14 protein-coding genes and 2 rRNA genes (1 of these 16 only partly in view) are annotated in these 18,865 nt (G+C 53.5%); 15 read left to right on the top strand and 1 reads right to left on the bottom strand.

The window, feature by feature from the left end; translation table 11 throughout:
* From U9M73_RS15010 to pssA, 9 genes are all read left to right on the top strand, one after another.
* Positions 1-1,777, top strand: a 23S ribosomal RNA gene (locus U9M73_RS15010); it begins 1,153 nt to the left of the window's first position.
* A 139-nt stretch (positions 1,778-1,916) separates the two neighbouring features.
* Positions 1,917-2,033 (top strand): 5S ribosomal RNA (gene rrf / locus U9M73_RS15005).
* 756 nt (positions 2,034-2,789) lie between these two features.
* Entirely contained in the window at positions 2,790-3,248 is a 459-nt protein-coding gene (locus tag U9M73_RS15000; protein WP_036646393.1) for a CtsR family transcriptional regulator, read from the top strand.
* A gap of 71 nt (positions 3,249-3,319) precedes the next feature.
* Positions 3,320-3,844, top strand: coding sequence for a protein-arginine kinase activator protein McsA (mcsA, locus tag U9M73_RS14995; protein WP_009226605.1), 525 nt, complete (start codon positions 3,320-3,322; stop codon positions 3,842-3,844).
* Between the two features lie 12 nt (positions 3,845-3,856).
* Positions 3,857-4,915, top strand: coding sequence for a protein-arginine kinase McsB (gene mcsB, locus U9M73_RS14990; RefSeq protein ID WP_009226606.1), 1,059 nt, complete (start codon positions 3,857-3,859; stop codon positions 4,913-4,915).
* A 33-nt stretch (positions 4,916-4,948) separates the two neighbouring features.
* On the top strand, positions 4,949-7,393 hold the full coding sequence (clpC, locus tag U9M73_RS14985; protein WP_323077869.1) for an ATP-dependent protease ATP-binding subunit ClpC: 2,445 nt from the start codon (positions 4,949-4,951) through the stop codon (positions 7,391-7,393).
* Positions 7,394-7,630: 237 nt separating this feature from the next.
* Positions 7,631-8,998 (top strand): DNA repair protein RadA, encoded by a 1,368-nt coding sequence (gene radA, locus U9M73_RS14980; RefSeq protein ID WP_009226608.1) that lies wholly within the window; start codon positions 7,631-7,633, stop codon positions 8,996-8,998.
* 13 nt (positions 8,999-9,011) lie between these two features.
* On the top strand, positions 9,012-10,088 hold the full coding sequence (disA, locus tag U9M73_RS14975; protein WP_036646422.1) for a DNA integrity scanning diadenylate cyclase DisA: 1,077 nt from the start codon (positions 9,012-9,014) through the stop codon (positions 10,086-10,088).
* A 50-nt stretch (positions 10,089-10,138) separates the two neighbouring features.
* Entirely contained in the window at positions 10,139-10,873 is a 735-nt protein-coding gene (pssA, locus tag U9M73_RS14970; protein ID WP_323077868.1) for a CDP-diacylglycerol--serine O-phosphatidyltransferase, read from the top strand.
* A 123-nt stretch (positions 10,874-10,996) separates the two neighbouring features.
* Here pssA and U9M73_RS14965 read toward each other — a convergent pair whose 3' ends face one another.
* Positions 10,997-11,392: a nucleoside triphosphate pyrophosphohydrolase family protein gene (locus tag U9M73_RS14965; RefSeq protein ID WP_009226611.1), complete on the bottom strand. Its 396-nt coding sequence runs from the start codon at positions 11,390-11,392 to the stop codon at positions 10,997-10,999.
* Between the two features lie 202 nt (positions 11,393-11,594).
* Between U9M73_RS14965 and U9M73_RS14960 the strand changes: the two genes are divergently transcribed.
* From U9M73_RS14960 to cysS, 6 genes are all read left to right on the top strand, one after another.
* Positions 11,595-12,683: a PIN/TRAM domain-containing protein gene (locus U9M73_RS14960; protein ID WP_009226612.1), complete on the top strand. Its 1,089-nt coding sequence runs from the start codon at positions 11,595-11,597 to the stop codon at positions 12,681-12,683.
* Between the two features lie 72 nt (positions 12,684-12,755).
* Complete coding sequence (ispD, locus tag U9M73_RS14955) at positions 12,756-13,460, top strand: 2-C-methyl-D-erythritol 4-phosphate cytidylyltransferase (RefSeq protein WP_323077867.1); 705 nt, start codon at positions 12,756-12,758, stop codon at positions 13,458-13,460.
* A gap of 98 nt (positions 13,461-13,558) precedes the next feature.
* Positions 13,559-14,047: a 2-C-methyl-D-erythritol 2,4-cyclodiphosphate synthase gene (gene ispF, locus U9M73_RS14950; protein ID WP_260071823.1), complete on the top strand. Its 489-nt coding sequence runs from the start codon at positions 13,559-13,561 to the stop codon at positions 14,045-14,047.
* Between the two features lie 73 nt (positions 14,048-14,120).
* Entirely contained in the window at positions 14,121-15,581 is a 1,461-nt protein-coding gene (gene gltX, locus U9M73_RS14945; RefSeq protein WP_323077866.1) for a glutamate--tRNA ligase, read from the top strand.
* An 869-nt stretch (positions 15,582-16,450) separates the two neighbouring features.
* Positions 16,451-17,110, top strand: coding sequence for a serine O-acetyltransferase (gene cysE / locus U9M73_RS14940; RefSeq protein ID WP_036646399.1), 660 nt, complete (start codon positions 16,451-16,453; stop codon positions 17,108-17,110).
* Positions 17,111-17,433: 323 nt separating this feature from the next.
* Positions 17,434-18,840, top strand: a complete 1,407-nt coding sequence (cysS, locus tag U9M73_RS14935) for a cysteine--tRNA ligase (RefSeq protein WP_323077865.1) — start codon at positions 17,434-17,436, stop codon at positions 18,838-18,840.
* The last annotated feature ends 25 nt before the right edge of the window (positions 18,841-18,865 follow it).

Here is an 18,865-nt window from a genome sequence, read left to right as displayed (position 1 = left end):
TGGTCGAGTGACTCTGCGCCGAAAATGTAACGGGGCTAAACACACCACCGAAGCTATGGCTAGATGCTTTGCATCTGGGGTAGGGGAGCGTTGTGTACGCGTTGAAGGTGTACCGGAAGGAGCGCTGGAGTGTACACAAGTGAGAATGCCGGTATGAGTAACGAAAAGATCAGTGAGAATCTGATCCGCCGAAAGCCTAAGGGTTCCTGAGGAAGGTTCGTCCGCTCAGGGTAAGTCGGGACCTAAGGCGAGGCCGAAAGGCGTAGTCGAAGGACAACAGGTAGAAATTCCTGTACCACCGTAATCCGCTATGAGCGATGGGGTGACGCAGTAGGGTAGTGACGCGAGCTGATGGATGCTCGTCCAAGCAGTGAGGCTGGTGTGTAGGCAAATCCGCACACCGATAAGGCTAGGCTGTGATGGGGAGGGAAAATTGACAGTACCGAAGGTCATGATCTCACACTGCCAAGAAAAGCCTCTAGCCAGGAGAAGGTGCCCGTACCGCAAACCGACACAGGTAGGCGAGAAGAGAATTCTAAGGCGCGCGGAAGAACTCTCGTTAAGGAACTCGGCAAAATGACCCCGTAACTTCGGGAGAAGGGGTGCCTCGGTAGGGTGAATAGCCCGAGGGGGCCGCAGTGAAAAGGCCCAAGCGACTGTTTAGCAAAAACACAGGTCTGTGCGAAGCCGCAAGGCGAAGTATACGGGCTGACGCCTGCCCGGTGCTGGAAGGTTAAGGGGAGCGGTTAGGGTTTAGCCCGAAGCTGTGAACCGAAGCCCCAGTAAACGGCGGCCGTAACTATAACGGTCCTAAGGTAGCGAAATTCCTTGTCAGGTAAATTCTGACCCGCACGAATGGCGTAACGACTTGGGCGCTGTCTCAACGAGAGATCCGGTGAAATTTTAATACCTGTGAAGATGCAGGTTACCCGCGACAAGACGGAAAGACCCCATGGAGCTTTACTGCAGCTTGATATTGGACTTGGATACGATTTGTACAGGATAGGTGGGAGCCTAGGAAGCCGGAGCGCCAGCTTCGGTGGAGGCGCCGTTGGGATACCACCCTGATCGTATCTAGGTTCTAACCTGGTGCCGTGATCCGGTACGGGGACAGTGTCAGGTGGGCAGTTTGACTGGGGCGGTCGCCTCCTAAAGAGTAACGGAGGCGCCCCAAGGTTCCCTCAGAATGGTTGGAAATCATTCGAAGAGTGCAAAGGCAGAAGGGAGCTTGACTGCGAGACTGACAAGTCGAGCAGGGACGAAAGTCGGGCTTAGTGATCCGGTGGTACCGCATGGAAGGGCCATCGCTCAACGGATAAAAGCTACCCTGGGGATAACAGGCTTATCTCCCCCAAGAGTCCACATCGACGGGGAGGTTTGGCACCTCGATGTCGGCTCATCGCATCCTGGGGCTGAAGTAGGTCCCAAGGGTTGGGCTGTTCGCCCATTAAAGCGGTACGCGAGCTGGGTTCAGAACGTCGTGAGACAGTTCGGTCCCTATCTGTCGTGGGCGTAGGAAATTTGAGAGGAGCTGTCCTTAGTACGAGAGGACCGGGATGGACGCACCGCTGGTGTACCAGTTGTTCCGCCAGGAGCACAGCTGGGTAGCTAAGTGCGGACGGGATAAGCGCTGAAAGCATCTAAGCGTGAAGCCCCCCTCAAGATGAGATTTCCCCGTATGTAAGACCCCTTGAAGACGACAAGGTTGATAGGCCTGAGGTGGAAGTGCCGTAAGGCATGGAGCTGACAGGTACTAATCGGTCGAGGGCTTATCCAAAAAATAAAATGCAAATCTAGTTTCGTATCCAGTTTTCAAGGATTAAACCTTGAACCGATTTTTAGCTGCACGCCTTTTATAAGGTTTGATCTTTTGCTGAAGCGGAAAGCGCGGAAGTAAAAGCAGCGCAAAAATCATGTTTGGTGGCAATGGCGGAGGGGTTCCACTCGTTCCCATCCCGAACACGACCGTTAAGCCCTCCAGCGCCGATGGTACTTGGACCGAAGGGTCCTGGGAGAGTAGGACGCTGCCAAGCAAAGAAGAAAGAGCACTGCCGATGATCCGGTGGTGCTCTTTTTGTGTTTGACTTGTGCTTGCCCCGAGCTGGAAACCTGCAAAAGTACAGTTTTTTTCGGAGAAATCTCGATTTCTCGGTCAAAGCCTGCAAAAGTGCAGTTATTTTTCTCGATTTAGGTCAATTCGAGCAAATCGGCCCCAAAAGCCTGCACTTTTGCAGGCATTCCAGGCAAAACGGCCACTCCCCCGCAAAATAACTGTATTTTTGCAGGAATCGCCTGAAGATGAAGGACACGCTGTGCTAAAGGCACCAACTGGGCTGTGTTCTCATACGCTTTAGCACGAATATTTTGTAATCGTAAAGTCCACACTGGAACTGAAACTGTAGCCCCTCTTGGCAAATCATCAAATTATGGTATAATGTTTATAAAGTCAAAGAAAGTCAAAGTCAACAGAACAGAACCGGATCACAGTGCGCCCTATAGGTGATTACCTGCATCCGGTGCGATGCTCTTAGGCCATGACAGCGTCCGTTCTTGATGATGCGATGTGCCTCGCGGGCCATGACCAATTCGACGCGACAAGCATCTTATGTCATAGCAAGCGGCCAGCATCCGTTCTTGACGATGATATGTGCTTCTAAGGCCATGATCACAAGCAACCGTTCTTAATGATTGCGATGTGCCTCTAGGCCGAGACGCGCATCCGTTCTTGACGACTTAATGGTGTCAAACCGCAACATGAGATACACGTATGGAATAATGGAGGATGAGTGATGCGTAATATCTCCGATATTATCGAAAAATATCTCAAGAGTATTTTGCATGAAAGTCCTGAGGGGATTATAGAGATTCAACGTAACGAACTTGCCGACCAATTTTCCTGCGTGCCGTCGCAAATAAACTATGTCATCAGCACCCGTTTTACTCTGGAGAAAGGGTACCTGGTCGAGAGCAAGCGCGGCGGTGGCGGTTATGTTCGGATTCGGCGCCTTCAACTGCCGGGACCATCATCGCTGCACACCCACTTGCATGAAACGATTGGGGAAGAGATCGGGCAATCTGCGGCGGAAGGATTGATTTATCGCCTGGAGGAAGCCCGTATTTTGACCCCTCGGGAGGCCGCAATGATGCGCTCGGCGATATCCCGCGATGTGCTGGCAGTGAAACTGCCGTATCGCGACCAGATCCGGGCAAGAATGATGCGAGCGATGTTAATCTCATTGTTGAGTTAACAGCATGATGTAACACAAATACAGGTTTAAGGATCTGCTGTCTTAGTCTATCCCGTAAGGAGGGACGTGCGATGCAATGCCAAGAATGCGGCAAACGCCCGGCAACCTTGCATTTTACGAAAATCGTGAATGGTGAGAAGACGGAGTTTCACTTCTGTGAAACCTGCGCCAGGGAAAAAGGGGAGCTGATTCCCGGCACCTCGGGCGGCTTTTCGATTCATAACCTGCTGTCGGGCTTCCTTGATTTAGGCCCGGCGACCAAAGGTCAGATTTCCGGGCACAGCACACCAGAACATCTGCGCTGCGAAGAATGCGGTATGACGTATTCCCAGTTCAGCAAAATCGGGCGTTTTGGGTGCAGTTCTTGTTACAAATATTTTAATGATCGTCTGGATCCGCTGTTTAAGAAGGTCCACGGCAATACCGTTCATGTCGGGAAGGTGCCGAAACGGATCGGCGGTCATATTCAAGTAAAACGTAAGCTCGATGATCTTCGCCGTGAGCTGCAATACCGGATCCTCCAAGAGGAGTTCGAGGTGGCAGCAGCGCTGCGGGACCAAATTCGCGAGCTTGAGAAGAACTTATCTGCAGAGTAGGAGGGATGTAGGGTGACCAATCTCCGATTTACCGAACAGCCGCTGAGCGAATGGATGAGCCGCAAAGGGAAAGAGTCCGATATCGTTATGAGCAGCCGGGTACGGATCGCCCGCAACATCCTGCACCATCCCTTCCCGATGTTGGCCACCAACACGCAATCGGAAGAGGTGCTGAAGCTTCTGCAGGGGGTTCTAAGCGATAAAGCACTCCAGGCTCACGGCAAGCTATACCCGGTGCTTCTTGCAGACTTGGATGAATTGGATAAACGAGTACTGGTTGAGAAGCATTTGATCAGTCCGAACCTGGCGAATGACTCCAGAAATGGAGCGGTCTTCATCAGCGAAGATGAGAGCCTGAGCATTATGGTGAACGAAGAGGATCATTTGCGCATCCAGTGTTTATATCCGGGGCTCCAGGTCCAAGAGGCTTGGGAAAAAGCGACGGCAATCGACGACATTTTCGAATCCCATGTGGATTATGCCTTCGACGACCGGCGCGGATACTTAACCAGCTGTCCGACGAATGTAGGAACCGGACTTCGTGCTTCGGTCATGATGCATTTGCCGGCACTGGTGCTGACGCAGCAGATCGGGCGGATTTTATCTGCGGTATCGCAGGTCGGCTTAACTGTTCGCGGGATCTACGGCGAAGGCAGCGAAGCGATGGGTAACTTGTTTCAAATCTCAAATCAGATTACACTAGGACAAAGCGAAGCTGAGATCATCGAAAATTTATACGGCGTGGTTCTGCAGATCATTCAGCATGAGAAGACGGCGCGTGAGAAGCTGATCAGCGAATCGCGGCTGCGCATGATGGACCGGGTGATGCGCTCCTACGGGATTTTGTCCCAGGCGTACATCATCGACTCGAAGGAAGCCGCCCAGCGGCTGTCGGATGTCCGGCTCGGCGTTGACTTAGGGTTAATCGAAGGCGTATCAACTCAAGCGCTAAATGAATTGAACGTCATGACGCAGCCCGGTTTTTTGCAGAAGAAATTTAGCAGCAGCATGTCCCCGGGGGAACGGGATATGTACCGCGCCAAACTCATTCGGGAACGAATGGGAAAATAACGGGTAGTACCAACTATGGAGGTGTAGGAGAAGATGATGTTTGGAAGATTTACGGAGCGTGCGCAGAAGGTGTTGGCACTAGCTCAAGAAGAAGCCGTAAGACTCGGACATAACAATATCGGTACAGAACACGTACTGCTCGGCCTGATCCGTGAAGGCGAAGGCATCGCCGCCAAGGCACTGATCGGATTGGGTCTGGGACTTGAGAAAATACAGGATGAAGTGGAAACGCTGATCGGCCGCGGACAAGAGCAACCGACCAATATCGCTTATACACCGCGTGCCAAGAAAGTGATCGAGCTGTCCATGGATGAAGCGCGTAAACTCGGCCATACGTATGTTGGGACAGAGCATATTTTGCTCGGCCTGATTCGTGAAGGGGAAGGCGTAGCGGCCCGCGTCCTGAACAACCTTGGCATCAGCTTGAACAAAGCGCGCCAGCAAGTGCTGCAGCTACTGGGCAGCAGTGAGGCCGTATCCAGCCATCACGGCACCCCAACGAACGTGAATACCCCAACGTTGGACAGCTTGGCCCGCGACTTGACAGCTGCGGCTAAAGAGGGCAATTTGGATCCGGTGATCGGCCGCAGCAAAGAAATCGAACGGGTGATCCAGGTGTTGAGCCGCCGGACGAAGAACAATCCGGTGCTGATCGGGGAACCCGGCGTCGGGAAAACAGCCATCGCTGAAGGTCTCGCGCAAAAGATCATCAACAACGAAATTCCGGAGACGCTGCGTGACAAACGCGTCATGACGTTGGATATGGGCTCCGTCGTTGCGGGGACGAAATACCGCGGTGAGTTTGAGGACCGCTTGAAAAAGATCATGGACGAAATTCGCCAAGCCGGGAATATCATCCTCTTTATCGACGAGCTGCATACGCTGATTGGAGCGGGCGGTGCAGAAGGCGCGATCGACGCTTCGAACATCTTGAAGCCGGCGCTGGCTCGCGGCGAGCTGCAATGCATCGGCGCAACCACGCTGGATGAATACCGGAAATATATTGAAAAAGACGCCGCGCTGGAACGTCGTTTCCAACCGATCACGGTGGATCAGCCGTCGGTCGAAGAAGCGATCCAAATCCTGCACGGGCTGCGTGATCGCTATGAAGCGCACCATCGCGTGAAAATCACCGACGAGGCGATCGAGCAAGCGGTCAAATTGTCCGACCGTTACATCCAAGACCGCTTCCTGCCGGACAAAGCGATCGACCTGATCGACGAGGCGGGGTCTAAAGTAAGGCTCAACTCGTACACGGTACCGCCGAATCTGAAACAGCTGGAAAGCCGCCTGGAGGACATCCGCAAGGAGAAAGACGCGGCGGTGCAAAGCCAGGAATTCGAGAAAGCGGCGGCGCTTCGTGATACAGAACAGAAGATTCGCGAAGAGCTCGACACGACGAAGAACCAATGGAAAGAAAAACAAGGACGCACCGATTCCGAAGTTACGCCGGAGGATATCGCCCAAGTCGTTGCCAGCTGGACGGGAATTCCGGTTAACAAGCTGAAGGAAGAGGAAACCGAACGCTTGCTCAATATGGAGAAAATCCTGCATGAGCGTGTCATCGGGCAAGAGGAAGCCGTGAAGGCGGTCAGCCGGGCGATCCGCCGGGCACGTGCAGGACTCAAGGATCCGAAGCGTCCGATGGGCTCCTTTATCTTCCTGGGTCCAACCGGGGTAGGTAAAACCGAGCTGGCTCGCGCACTTGCCGAAGCGATGTTTGGCGACGAGAACGCCGTGATCCGGATCGACATGTCCGAGTACATGGAGAAACACTCCACAGCCCGTCTCGTTGGCGCACCTCCAGGATATGTCGGATATGAAGAAGGCGGCCAGCTGACCGAGAAAGTGCGCCGCAAACCGTATTCCGTTGTCCTGCTGGACGAAATCGAGAAGGCGCATCCGGAAGTGTTTAATATTCTGCTGCAAGTGCTGGAAGACGGCCGGTTGACCGACTCCAAGGGCCGTGTGGTCGATTTCCGCAACACGCTGATCATCCTGACCTCGAATGTTGGTGCCGAAGCGATCAAACGCAATACGCGGCTCGGTTTCACCGCGGTTCAAGATGCGGGTGCGGATTACGACAACATGAAGGACAAAGTGATGGAAGAGCTGAAGAAGAGCTTCCGTCCGGAGTTCCTGAACCGGATCGACGAAATTATCGTCTTCCATTCGCTCGAGGAAGCGCATATCGGTCAAATCGTCACACTGATGTCCGAAGAACTGCGTAAACGCCTGCGCGAATACGATGTCGACTTTACGCTGACTGATCGGGCGAAGGCGTTCCTGGCGAAGGTGGGCTACGATCCTGCGTATGGCGCACGTCCGCTCCGCCGGGCAATTCAGAAGCATATCGAAGACCGCCTGTCCGAAGAACTGCTGACCGGCAACGTGAAGAAAGGCGACTCGTTGACGATTGACGAAGAAAATGGTGAACTGAAGGTCGAACGTACGGGAACGTTCATCAAAAATGCGTAACTTGTGTAAAAAAATGTAGTTAAATTCTACAAATCCGTAACGTTAAAGCCGATGAAATAAGTGAAAGGCAGCTTCCAAAGCGATGCTTTGGGGCTGCCTTTTTTAAATCCTGCCGCCATGGCGGCCGTGGTCTCATAGCTTTCGATCAAAGCGAAAGGGTGGTAAAATTTTAGTAACCCTAACGATACGGTGTCTGCTAAGTCTGTAAAATATTGCAGAGGCGAGAAGGAGAGATAAATGGTTAAAGTAAAACATAAGTTTTTTTGCTCCGATTGCGGTTATGAATCGCCCAAATGGTATGGAAAATGCCCGGGCTGCGGCGCTTGGAACTCCATGGTAGAAGAAGTGGAGAAACCCGTCAAAACGCAGGGAATGACTTCCGGGATTTTTCATGCGAAAGAAAAGCCGGAATCGATCATAAATATAGAGAGCGGCAAAGAACCGCGAATTCAAACGGGCATCGGGGAATTAAACCGGGTGCTTGGCGGCGGTGTCGTGCCGGGCTCGCTGGTCCTGGTTGGGGGAGATCCCGGTATCGGGAAATCGACCCTGTTGCTGCAGACCTCGCATGAAATGGCGCGCAGCGGCCTGAGAGTCTTGTATATCTCAGGGGAGGAATCCGTCCGCCAGACGAAGTTACGGGCGGAACGGTTGGGAACCTTGTCTGCGGAACTGTTCGTCTTGTGCGAAAGCAGCATGGACGGGATCGAAGAAGCGATCGAACAGGTCAAACCGAATTTCCTGGTGATCGATTCGATCCAGACGGTTTACTTGCCGGAGGTTACCAGCGCTCCCGGAAGTGTATCACAGGTGCGGGAATGTACTGCAAGGTTTATGCGGATTGCCAAAGGGCAAGGCATTGCCACGGTGCTGGTCGGTCACGTGACCAAGGAAGGGGCGATCGCAGGACCGCGTCTGCTGGAGCATATGGTCGATTGCGTGTTGTATTTCGAAGGCGAACGGCATCATTCCTATCGGCTGCTTCGGGCCGTGAAGAACCGCTTTGGTTCGACTAACGAAATTGGCATTTTTGAAATGAACGAATCCGGCCTGGCGGAGGTGGCAAATCCGTCGGAGCTGTTTCTATCCGAACGGCCGCTCGGCGTGGCGGGCTCCACTGTCGTTGCCAGCATGGAGGGGACGCGCCCGATGCTGGTCGAGCTGCAGGCCTTGATTTCAGCCACCCATTTTCCTTCGCCAAGACGGATGGCCACGGGGGTAGACTATCAGCGGATGAACCTGATTATCGCCGTCCTTGAGAAGCGAATGGGGATGTTCCTGCAAAATCAGGACGCTTACGTCAACCTGGCCGGCGGGGTGAAGCTGGATGAACCGGCGGTCGATCTGGCCATCGCGGTAAGTGTAGCTTCAAGCTTCCGCGACATCCCAACGAAGCCGTATGACGTGTTCTTTGGAGAAGTTGGTTTGACCGGCGAAGTGCGGGCAGTTTCCCGGGCGGAGCAACGCGTGAAGGAAGCGGCCAAGCTGGGCTTTAAACGAGTCATTTTGCCGGAGAAGAGCATGAAAGGGTGGAAAGGTCCGCAAGGGATCCAATTAATAGGTGTAAATACCGTTGCAGATGCGCTAGCTGTTGCGTTAGATTAGGGGGCATTAGATGATGAAGGAAACTACCCATGCAGAGAAAATGAACGAATTGCTGAAACTTGTCGCACCGGGAACGGCTTTTCGTGACGGACTCGAAAACGTGTTACGGGCCAAAACCGGTGGTCTGATTGTTGTTGGTTACAGCCCGGAGGTCATGGAAGTCGTTGAGGGCGGCTTCTCCATCAACTGTGATTTCTCGCCGAACTATCTCTATGAGCTGGCCAAAATGGACGGAGCCATTATCCTTAGCGAAGACTTGAAGCGAATCCTGTATGCCAATACTCAACTTATCCCCGACTCCTCGATCGCTTCCTCGGAGACAGGGATCCGGCACCGTACGGCCGAACGGGTGGCCAAACAGACCGGCAAGCTGGTCGTCTCCATCTCCCAGCGCCGGAACATTATCACGCTGTATCAAGGGGGATTACGGTATGCCCTGAAGGAAATCGGCGTGATCCTGACCAAGGCGAACCAAGCGATTCAGACGTTGGAGAAGTACCGCTCCGTTCTGAATCAAGCCTTAACGAACCTGACGGCCTCCGAATTTGAGGAGCTTGTATCCTTGCCAGAGGTGATCAACGTCATTCAACGGGTGGAAATGGTCATCCGGATCAAGATGGAGATCAAACGGTTCATCAACGAATTGGGGACCGAGGGACGTCTGATCAGCATGCAGATGGAGGAACTGGTCAGCAACATGGAGGAAGAGGCTTGGCTGCTGTATAAAGACTATGCCAAAGAAGACTCCGACGAAGCGATCCGAGAAATTATTATGGGGCTGAAACGCTCCACCGACGATGAGCTGCTGGATGATAACCATATCACGAAGCTCTTGGGTTATCCTTCTTCCGCCGCGACTTCGGAGGAGTTGATCTCACCGCGGGGATATCGCGTGTTGAATAAAATTCCCCGTTTGCCCAATGTCATTATTCACAATCTGGTCGAACGGTTTGGCCGCTTACCAAATGTGATGATGGCCAGCATCGAGGAGCTGGATGAAGTCGACGGGATCGGCGAGGTGCGGGCACGCTCCATCAAAGAGGGGCTCAAACGCTTGCAGGAACAGGTGTTCATTGACAGACAAATCTAAATCACCTATCATCAATGAATGGTTCAGGAATATCTACTCGAGGTGAAGAGATGATTACAAAATCCCTTCCGAACCTTTTTACATTAGGTAACTTGGTTCTCGGAATGCTGGCGATTTTGCTGGCAATGGAAGGCCGATTTAGCTTGGCCGCCATTATGGTAATTGTCGCTATGCTGCTCGATGGTTTAGACGGACGGGTCGCCCGTGCGCTGAACGCTCAAAGCGAGTTCGGCAAAGAGCTCGATTCTTTATCGGATCTGATATCATTTGGTTTGGCTCCAGCACTGATTATGTACATGATTTCTTTTCACAGCCTTCCTTCCGGCGTCGCTTGGGCAGTCACGATCATCTTCCCGATGTGCGGGGCGTTGCGGCTGGCCCGGTTTAACGTTCAGAAGGGGGCTCCGGGCTATTTCATCGGGTTGCCGATTCCGGCTGCAGGCGGGGTTCTGGCAACACTGTCGCTGTTTTACCGGGAAATTTCGGCACCATACTTTGTGGTATCCATGATTCTGTTATCGTATTTGATGATTAGCACGGTAAGATATCCGAATTTCAAAAAGATCGGCTTACCAAAGAGAACCATCCTGTATACGCCGCTGGTTGTGATTTTTGCGGTGGTGATCGCCGTCGTATTTCCGGATCAGACAGCCAAGTTGATTTTTATCCCATTGGTCATTTACGCGGCATACGGTCTTCGGCAGAACATCAACCGGCTGCTTCGCCGCAAACATCAGGACGATGAAGACAATGATGCTCAAGAAGCGTATCGTCCCAAACGATGAGAACAACCAAACAACCCCACCAATAAGAAAAAAGGCATGGATCTCCCGCGGGCGGAAAGGATCGATGCCTTTTTGATTTCCTCTTACGATGCATTTTCCCCATTACCTAAGTACAAGATACGCTTACGATAAGTTAAAAAAACCCAGCGTGGCGCATTTTTGCGATTCGCGCTCCACGATCTCTTCCATGTTAATATCCAGCAAATTGCAAAGGGCGGACATATAGAAAAGGTTGCGTCCAAGCTCATTAGTAATGACATCCCGGCAATTTTCGCACAGCTCACCATGGACGTGCTTGGCGATTGTTTCTTTCGCTTGCTGCAAATTCATGCCTGGCTCGAAGTCTTGTTTGGTGGCGTGCAGCTCGATGCAACCGCATTCGGTTACGGATTTGGTCACGGAACGGACGGCAGCGGCGTTGGTTTGTCCCATCTTTGACAAGACATCCAACAGGCTGCGGTGACGGAGCAACAGTTCAGAAACTTGGTCTTGAAAAGACTGTAGGCTTGGTGCGCTCATTTTCCATCCACCTCAATATTATGAATTGAATTCATTATATTCCACCTTTTCCTTCAAGATCAACCTGAAATCCCATCGTTATGGGGTGCATTTGGATTTTCGTTGGTACTTTTTTGGAAAAAAGTGAGGGTCCAGGATTAGGTGCTCTGAAATTGGTTCATACTGGCTAAAGAAGATACTTATTCAGGAGGTGAAGAGAGACGTGCTGAAAAAATACTCGATGATTCTAGCTGGTTTATGCGGGGCCTGGTTCGGTTATACGACCGGCGGCTTGTCCGGTGTGTTACCGGGGGCTGCGAGCGACTGGTTTCGCGAAATGAACCCGATCGCAGCTAATTTGATCTGGGCTGCGGCTGGTGCGCTACTGTTCTTGTTCCTGTTCTCTATGGCTGCAGACGTCGTTTCTTCCAAAGTAAAAACATGGATTGCCGCTTTAACGCGGATCCCGATGAATGAAATGGCTGCCGGTGCGGCCGGTTTGACTGCGGGACTTCTTCTTTCCTTAATGGTCTACCCCCTGCTGTCCTGGCTCGGCACGCTGGAGAGCATGGCGCAATTCGCGGTATCGGCGCTGTTTGGCTACATTGGGCTCTACGTTGGGCTGGCGAAGAAGGAAGAGCTGTCCTCGCTTTGGAAGTCCGGTAAATGGGGGGCTCCCGCTCCGGAAGAGGAGCGCTGGGCAGAGGAACACAAAATTTTGGATACGAGCGTGATTATCGACGGACGAATTGCCGACATCTGTAAAACCGGCTTTATCGAAGGAACGATTGTCATTCCGGAGTTCGTACTGGAGGAGCTTCAGCATATCGCCGATTCCTCGGACTTGCTCAAGCGAAACCGCGGGCGGCGGGGGCTGGATATCCTGAACAAAATCCAGAAAGAGCTGGATGTTAAGGTTATGATTTATGAAGGGGATTTCGAGGAAATCTCCGAGGTGGACAGCAAGCTCGTCAAACTGGCCAAGGTCCTGCAGGGGAAGGTCGTGACGAACGATTTTAACTTGAACAAGGTGTGCGAGCTGCAGGGCGTATCTGTGCTGAACATCAACGATTTGGCCAATGCGGTCAAACCGGTCGTGCTGCCTGGTGAAGAAATTATGGTTCAGGTGATCAAGGACGGCAAGGAGCATGGACAAGGGGTCGCTTACTTGGATGACGGGACGATGATCGTCGTCGAAGGCGGACGCGACTACATTGGCACCATTACGGAGGTGCTGGTGACCAGTGTGCTGCAGACCTCGGCGGGACGAATGATTTTTGCCAAACCAAAACTGTTGGAAAAAGCCCAGTAATTCGGTATGATGGAATTAACTGCGCTGCACTAGCTGCGGTGCGGTTGAATTCAGTTAAAGGTGAGGCAGATCATGATAGGGTTGCAAGCAAGCGGCGATACGGGAGTCATCGTGGTGGCGGCAGGCCGCGGCACACGGATGGGGACGGTGGAAAGCAAGCAGTATCTTCTGCTGGACGGGAAACCGATCTTTATTCATACGCTGGAGGTGTTTCGGCGTCATCCGTTGATCTCGCAAATCGTGCTTGTCACCGGGAAGCAGGATGTGGACCGGTGCCGGTCATGGATTGCCGAATATGGCATAGGCGAACAAATACAAATTATTCCGGGCGGGGCTGAGCGTCAAGACTCGGTGCGCCAAGGCTTGCTGCATCTCAGCACGCCTTGGGTACTGGTGCATGACGGCGTCCGCCCTTTTGTCACGAGTGAGCAGATAACGGCTTGCTGCGAAGCCGTAAGAACGCATGGCGCGGCCGTCCTTGCCGTACCGGTGAAGGATACGATCAAGCAGGCGGACGCGCAGGGCTTTGTCGCAGCGACCCCGGACCGGCGCAGCCTGTGGGCGATACAGACACCGCAGGCTTTTCGGCGTACCGACCTGCTGGCGGCCCATGATCGGGCCGTGGAGGAAGGCTTCGTCGGCACCGATGACGCGATGCTGGTCGAACGGCTGGGCATCCCCGTCAAGCTGGTGGAAGGGGCCTATGACAATATTAAAATCACGACGCCCGAGGACCTGGATTACGCGGAGTTTATCCGGAGGAAGAGGCAGGGGTAAAGTTCATCGCGGAGCGACTGAGTGAATTCAAGATTCAATGTCGAGTTCACCTCCTCGAGCTGCTTCGTGATTAAAAGATGACTGGGAGAGGGTAGAGGATGTTTAGAGTAGGACAAGGCTTTGACGTGCATCAGCTCGTGGAGGGCAGGCCGTGTATTATCGGCGGGGTGCATATCCCATATGAGAAAGGCTTGCTGGGGCACTCGGACGCCGACGTGTTGTTGCATGCGATCAGCGACGCCATTTTGGGGGCGCTGGGGTTAGGTGATATCGGCCGCCATTTTCCGGATACCGATCCGGCGTTTAAAGATGCGGATAGCGTGGTATTGTTGCAGCGAGTATGGGATATGGCTATTGAGAAAGGGTACCGCATCGGCAACCTGGACGCAACGATTATTGCACAAAAACCGAAGATGGCCCCGCACATCCCGCAAATGGTGGAGGTTATTGCCCGCACCCTGGGCGCCGAGCCGGAGCTCATTAACGTAAAGGCTACGACCACCGAGCAGCTCGGGTTTGCTGGACGCGGTGAAGGCATTGCGGCGCAATGCGTTGTCTGTCTGGTTCAGAATATGTTATCATCATAAGCTTGTGAGGTAGTATTTTCGCTAAAGGATAGAGCCTTGACGGCAACGTCTTAAAACTAGGGAGGGGATTGGAATGGCTGAAGTACGCGTGCGCTATGCGCCGAGTCCAACGGGTCATTTACATATCGGGAACGCCAGAACGGCGTTATTTAATTATTTGTTTGCCAGACATCACGGGGGGAAATTCATCATCCGCATCGAAGATACGGACGTGAAGCGCAACGTGGCCGGCGGTGAGGAGAACCAGCTGACCTACCTCAAGTGGTTGGGCATGGAATGGGACGAAAGCGTAGATGTCGGCGGGAATTACGGACCGTACCGGCAAACGGAGCGTCTGGATTTGTATCGCCCGCTGGTGCAGGATTTGCTGGACCGGGGGCTTGCTTATCGTTGCTACTGTACGGAAGAAGAGCTCGAGAAGGAACGCGAGGAGCAGATGGCTCGCGGCGAGACTCCGCGATACTCCGGGAAATGCCGTCACCTGACGCCGGAGCAACTGGCTGCATACGACGCGGAAGGCCGCCAATACAGCATCCGATTCCGTGTACCGGAAGGCCGTACGTTTACGTTCGACGATTTGGTGAAAGGGCCGATTTCGTTTGAATCCGACGTCAGCGGGGATTTTGTCATTGTGAAAAAAGACGGCATCCCAACCTACAACTTCGCCGTAGTGCTGGACGATCATCTGATGAACATCACGCACGTGCTGCGCGGAGAGGACCACGTGTCCAATACGCCTCGTCAGTTAATGATCTATGATGCGTTTGGTTGGGAACCGCCGGTATTTGGGCATATGACGCTGATCGTCGGGGAGAACCACAAAAAGCTAAGCAAACGCGACGAATCGGTCATTCAATTTATCGAGCAGTACGATCAGCTCGGTTATTTGCCGGAAGCGATGTTTAACTTTATCGCCCTGCTTGGCTGGTCGCCGGAAGGGGAAGAGGAGATTTTCAGCAAGGATGAGCTGATTTCGATCTTCGATGCGAACCGTTTATCGCGCAGCCCGGCGGTGTTTGATACGAACAAGCTGGCGCACCTGAACAATCATTACATCAAGAACGCCGATCCGAAGCGGATCGCTTCGCTGGCTATCCCGCATCTGCAACGGGCTGGACGGCTACCGGCCGAGCTGTCGCCGGAGCAGCAAGCATGGGCCGAGGCGCTTGTTGCGTTGTATCAAGAGCAAATGACGGCTGCTTCAGATATCGTGGAGCTGTCGGAGTTGTTCTTCCGCAGCGAGCTGTCGGTGGACGAAGAAGCGGCTGCCGTGCTGGCCGAGCCGCAAGTGCCAAGCGTGCTGTCGACGTTCTTGGCTAAGGTTGAAGGCCTTGCCGACTTCAGCGTGGAGAACATCGGCGCCGCCATCAAAGAGGTGCAGAAGGAGACGGGCAGCAAGGGGAAAGGCCTGTTCATGCCGATCCGCGTGGCGTTGACCGGCCAAATGCATGGCCGTGACTTGAACCAGACGATTTTCCTGCTGGGCCGGGACAAGGTCGTTGATCGGTTGAAGGCGCGGATCGCCGCTTTGTAGGGCGCCGGGCGGCTAGGTCAAAGCTGACTTGGGAGAAGAGTTCACACGGTGCATATCGATATTACGCTAACGCTTGCCACAGCACTTATTTAGGCGAAACGAACGAGTTTTCTGTTCTAACGCTTGTCAGTGTGCTTATTGTGGCAAATTATGCTCATTTCCTTGCTGAAATCAAGGAATAAGGTTTCTGGCAAGCGTTAGCGCTGAATGTGCCCCTTTTTTGCTCGATTAGCGTCTGTGATCAGCGTTAGAGAGGGAGAAATTTTTTCGGCTGCCATTGTCAGTAGGACGTCCATTAGGTAATATTAATGCAGATAGACCTTACAACTAGAGGAATGGCGGCAGACCGCCGCCTTGAGAGCCAAACGGCATAGATCGGGAGAAGTACGCGATCAGCCGTATCGACCAGAGAGGATAACCGGGACCCTTCAGAGCGGACCACGCAAAGAAGATACCAGGCTGGAAGTTATCCGGATACGTGCTGGCGGAAATGCACCCGGGAGCCGCGAATGCGAACACGCCTTGAATGAGGCGAAGGTAGCTTTCGCCGTTTTGTCCGCGTTAAGGACCTTAAGAGGGAGGAGTCGGCTTAGGACAAAGGCTTGATTGAACCTGTGATGGGCATCAACCGGCCCCTGAGGCTAACTCATCCAAAGCAGAGTGGAACCGCGTCGTCAGGCGTCTCTGCAGCGTAAGCTGCAGGGGCGTTTTTTTTTAGATATCAGAAAGTATAAACTTCGGGGGATTGGCATCCTGATATCGCAAGAAAAACTTCCGCTAAACGCGGTCTGTCTACTTTGAATGTACGTCGATAGACGTTTTTCTTATTAGGTATCTGTTTGCGATAGGAAAAGAAGGTGGGGAAGACTATGTTCAAGAGAATCCGATCCGATATCCAGGCGGTGTTCGACAACGACCCGGCGGCACGCAGCTGGTTCGAAGTGATCTTTACCTATTCCGGTCTGCATGCGATTTGGAGCCACCGGATTGCGCACTTTTTCTATCGTCACCGCTGGTATACGACGGCACGCATCATTTCGCAGGTCAGTCGCTTTTTTACCGGCATTGAAATCCATCCTGGAGCGCGAATTGGCAATCGGCTGTTCATTGACCATGGCATGGGCGTCGTCATTGGGGAAACTTGCGAAATCGGGGACGATGTGGTTATCTATCAGGGAGTCACGCTGGGCGGCAGCGGGAAGGAAAAAGGCAAACGGCATCCAACCGTCGGCAACAATGTTGTGATCGGTTCCGGGGCGAAGGTGCTTGGTTCGTTTAAGATCGGAGATCAGGCGAACATTGGAGCGAACTCGGTTGTCCTGAAGGAGGTACCTGCCGGCAGCACCGTGGTTGGCATCCCGGGCAAAGTGGTTCGCCAGGATGGAAAACGTCTGGACCGGCTCAGCCATCAACTGCCGGACCCGGTGGTCGACGCGATGCGCGAAATGCAGCGTGAGATTGAGCAATTGCGCAGCGAAGTTCGAGAGCTCAAGCAACAGCTGCGCGAGAAGCAGCCGACGGAGATGTGAACGGGTGCTGGCGGTCGAGCTTCCCGCATCTAGCGGACTCTAGAGACGTTAATGTACTGGAATACGGGCTGTCTCAAACCTAACGGACAGAGATGACGTTATTTGCCCAAGATTGCTCGCTCTGTATGGGATTTTGGCGGAATAAGGCCGCTGGAGTCCGTTAAACCGGGAAATCCCCGGGAAATGAGACAATAAGGTCTCTGAGGTCCGTTAGCGATGGGGACCGATTCGACGCCGAGCCCACCCTTTGAGATACATCGTGATGGGAAGCCGATTGGAAAACTACCACAAGAAATCAACCTTACAGGGAAGGAAAGTGTAGTATGGGATTGCAGATCTATAACACCCTCACCCGGGCGAAGGAAGAGTTCGTCAGCCTGACGCCGGGGAAAGTGAAGATGTATGTTTGCGGACCTACCGTATACGGTTATATTCATATTGGAAATGCGCGGCCGATGATCTTTTTTGATGTGGTGCGCAGCTACCTGGAGAATCAGCGATACGACGTGAACTACGTCGTGAACTTTACGGATGTAGATGACAAGCTGATTCGCAAAGCAGAAGAGATGAACCTCACCGTGCCGGAAGTCGCCGAGATGTTCATTAAAGCCTATTACGAGGATCTGGACGGGCTGGGGATTCCGCGCGCCACAGCAAATCCGCGGGTTACGGAGAACATGGATGTGATCATCAACTTTATCCGCGACCTGGAGCAAAAAGGATTTGCCTATGAAAGCGGCGGGGACGTATTTTTCCGTACGCACAAATTCCCGGAATACGGCAAGCTGTCCGGTCAAAATATCGGCGAGCTGCAGTTCGGCATCCGCATCGACGTGGACGAACGCAAGGAACATCCGGAGGATTTCGTGCTCTGGAAAGCGGCCAAGCCCGGCGAAATCCATTGGAGCAGCCCATGGGGCGAAGGCCGTCCCGGCTGGCATATCGAATGCTCGGCGATGTCCCGGCAGCTGCTAGGGGACACGCTGGATATTCACGGCGGGGGCCAGGACCTGCAGTTCCCTCACCATGAATGCGAAGTCGCGCAGTCGGAAGCCGCCACTGGCAAGCCGTTGGCCAGATACTGGATGCATAACGGATATATCAATATCGACGGGGAAAAAATGTCCAAATCCCTGGGCAACGGCGTACTTGTCAAGGATTTGCGCGCACAATATAAACGGGAAGCGATCCGTTACTTCATGCTGTCGACCCACTATCGCAATCCGCTGAATTTCTCGGAAGAGACGATGCGGCAAGCTGAGCGCAGCGTGGAACGGATCAGCAACGCCGCGAACAACCTTCGTCATCGGCTGAATACGGCACCGCAGGGCGGCGAAACGAAGGTTACGCCGGAGTGGGCAGAGAAGCTGGAAACGATCCGTAATTTGTTCCATGCCAAAATGCAGGACGACTTCAACACCCCGGACGCGATTACGGCGGTGTTTGAGTGGGTGAGCGGGGTGAATGCGCTGCTGCAGCAGCCGGTGACGGCACGCGGCGATCTGGAAGCGGCGCTGCAGTTGTTCGAGGAGATGAACGGCGTGCTGCGCATCGCTTTGCCGCCGGAGACCGAACTGCCCGGCGAAGAGATCGAGGCGCTGATCGCGGAGCGGGCCGAAGCGCGGAAGGCCAAAAACTGGGCGCGCGCGGACGAAATCCGCGACCTGTTGGATGCCCGCGGCATCGTGCTCGAAGATACGCCGCAGGGCATGAGATGGCGGCGCAAATGAGCGGGCCGCATGAGCCAAGGGCCGG

This window comes from Paenibacillus phoenicis (genome assembly GCF_034718895.1).
GTDB classification, from domain to species: Bacteria; Bacillota; Bacilli; order Paenibacillales; family Paenibacillaceae; genus Fontibacillus; species Fontibacillus phoenicis.
This window is presented reverse-complemented; position numbering and strand designations above follow the sequence as displayed.

Excerpts from the sequence above, each read along its gene's own strand:
- cysE (WP_036646399.1), top strand. The coding sequence starts at position 16,451 with ATGTTCAAGAGAATCCGATCCGATATCCAGGCGGTGTTCGACAACGAC.
- U9M73_RS14965 (WP_009226611.1), bottom strand. The coding sequence starts at position 11,392 with ATGAGCGCACCAAGCCTACAGTCTTTTCAAGACCAAGTTTCTGAACTG.
- U9M73_RS15000 (WP_036646393.1), top strand. The coding sequence starts at position 2,790 with ATGCGTAATATCTCCGATATTATCGAAAAATATCTCAAGAGTATTTTG.
- ispF (WP_260071823.1), top strand. The coding sequence starts at position 13,559 with ATGTTTAGAGTAGGACAAGGCTTTGACGTGCATCAGCTCGTGGAGGGC.
- pssA (WP_323077868.1), top strand. The coding sequence starts at position 10,139 with ATGATTACAAAATCCCTTCCGAACCTTTTTACATTAGGTAACTTGGTT.
- ispD (WP_323077867.1), top strand. The coding sequence starts at position 12,756 with ATGATAGGGTTGCAAGCAAGCGGCGATACGGGAGTCATCGTGGTGGCG.
- radA (WP_009226608.1), top strand. The coding sequence starts at position 7,631 with ATGGTTAAAGTAAAACATAAGTTTTTTTGCTCCGATTGCGGTTATGAA.
- clpC (WP_323077869.1), top strand. The coding sequence starts at position 4,949 with ATGATGTTTGGAAGATTTACGGAGCGTGCGCAGAAGGTGTTGGCACTA.
- disA (WP_036646422.1), top strand. The coding sequence starts at position 9,012 with ATGAAGGAAACTACCCATGCAGAGAAAATGAACGAATTGCTGAAACTT.
- gltX (WP_323077866.1), top strand. The coding sequence starts at position 14,121 with ATGGCTGAAGTACGCGTGCGCTATGCGCCGAGTCCAACGGGTCATTTA.
- cysS (WP_323077865.1), top strand. The coding sequence starts at position 17,434 with ATGGGATTGCAGATCTATAACACCCTCACCCGGGCGAAGGAAGAGTTC.
- mcsA (WP_009226605.1), top strand. The coding sequence starts at position 3,320 with ATGCAATGCCAAGAATGCGGCAAACGCCCGGCAACCTTGCATTTTACG.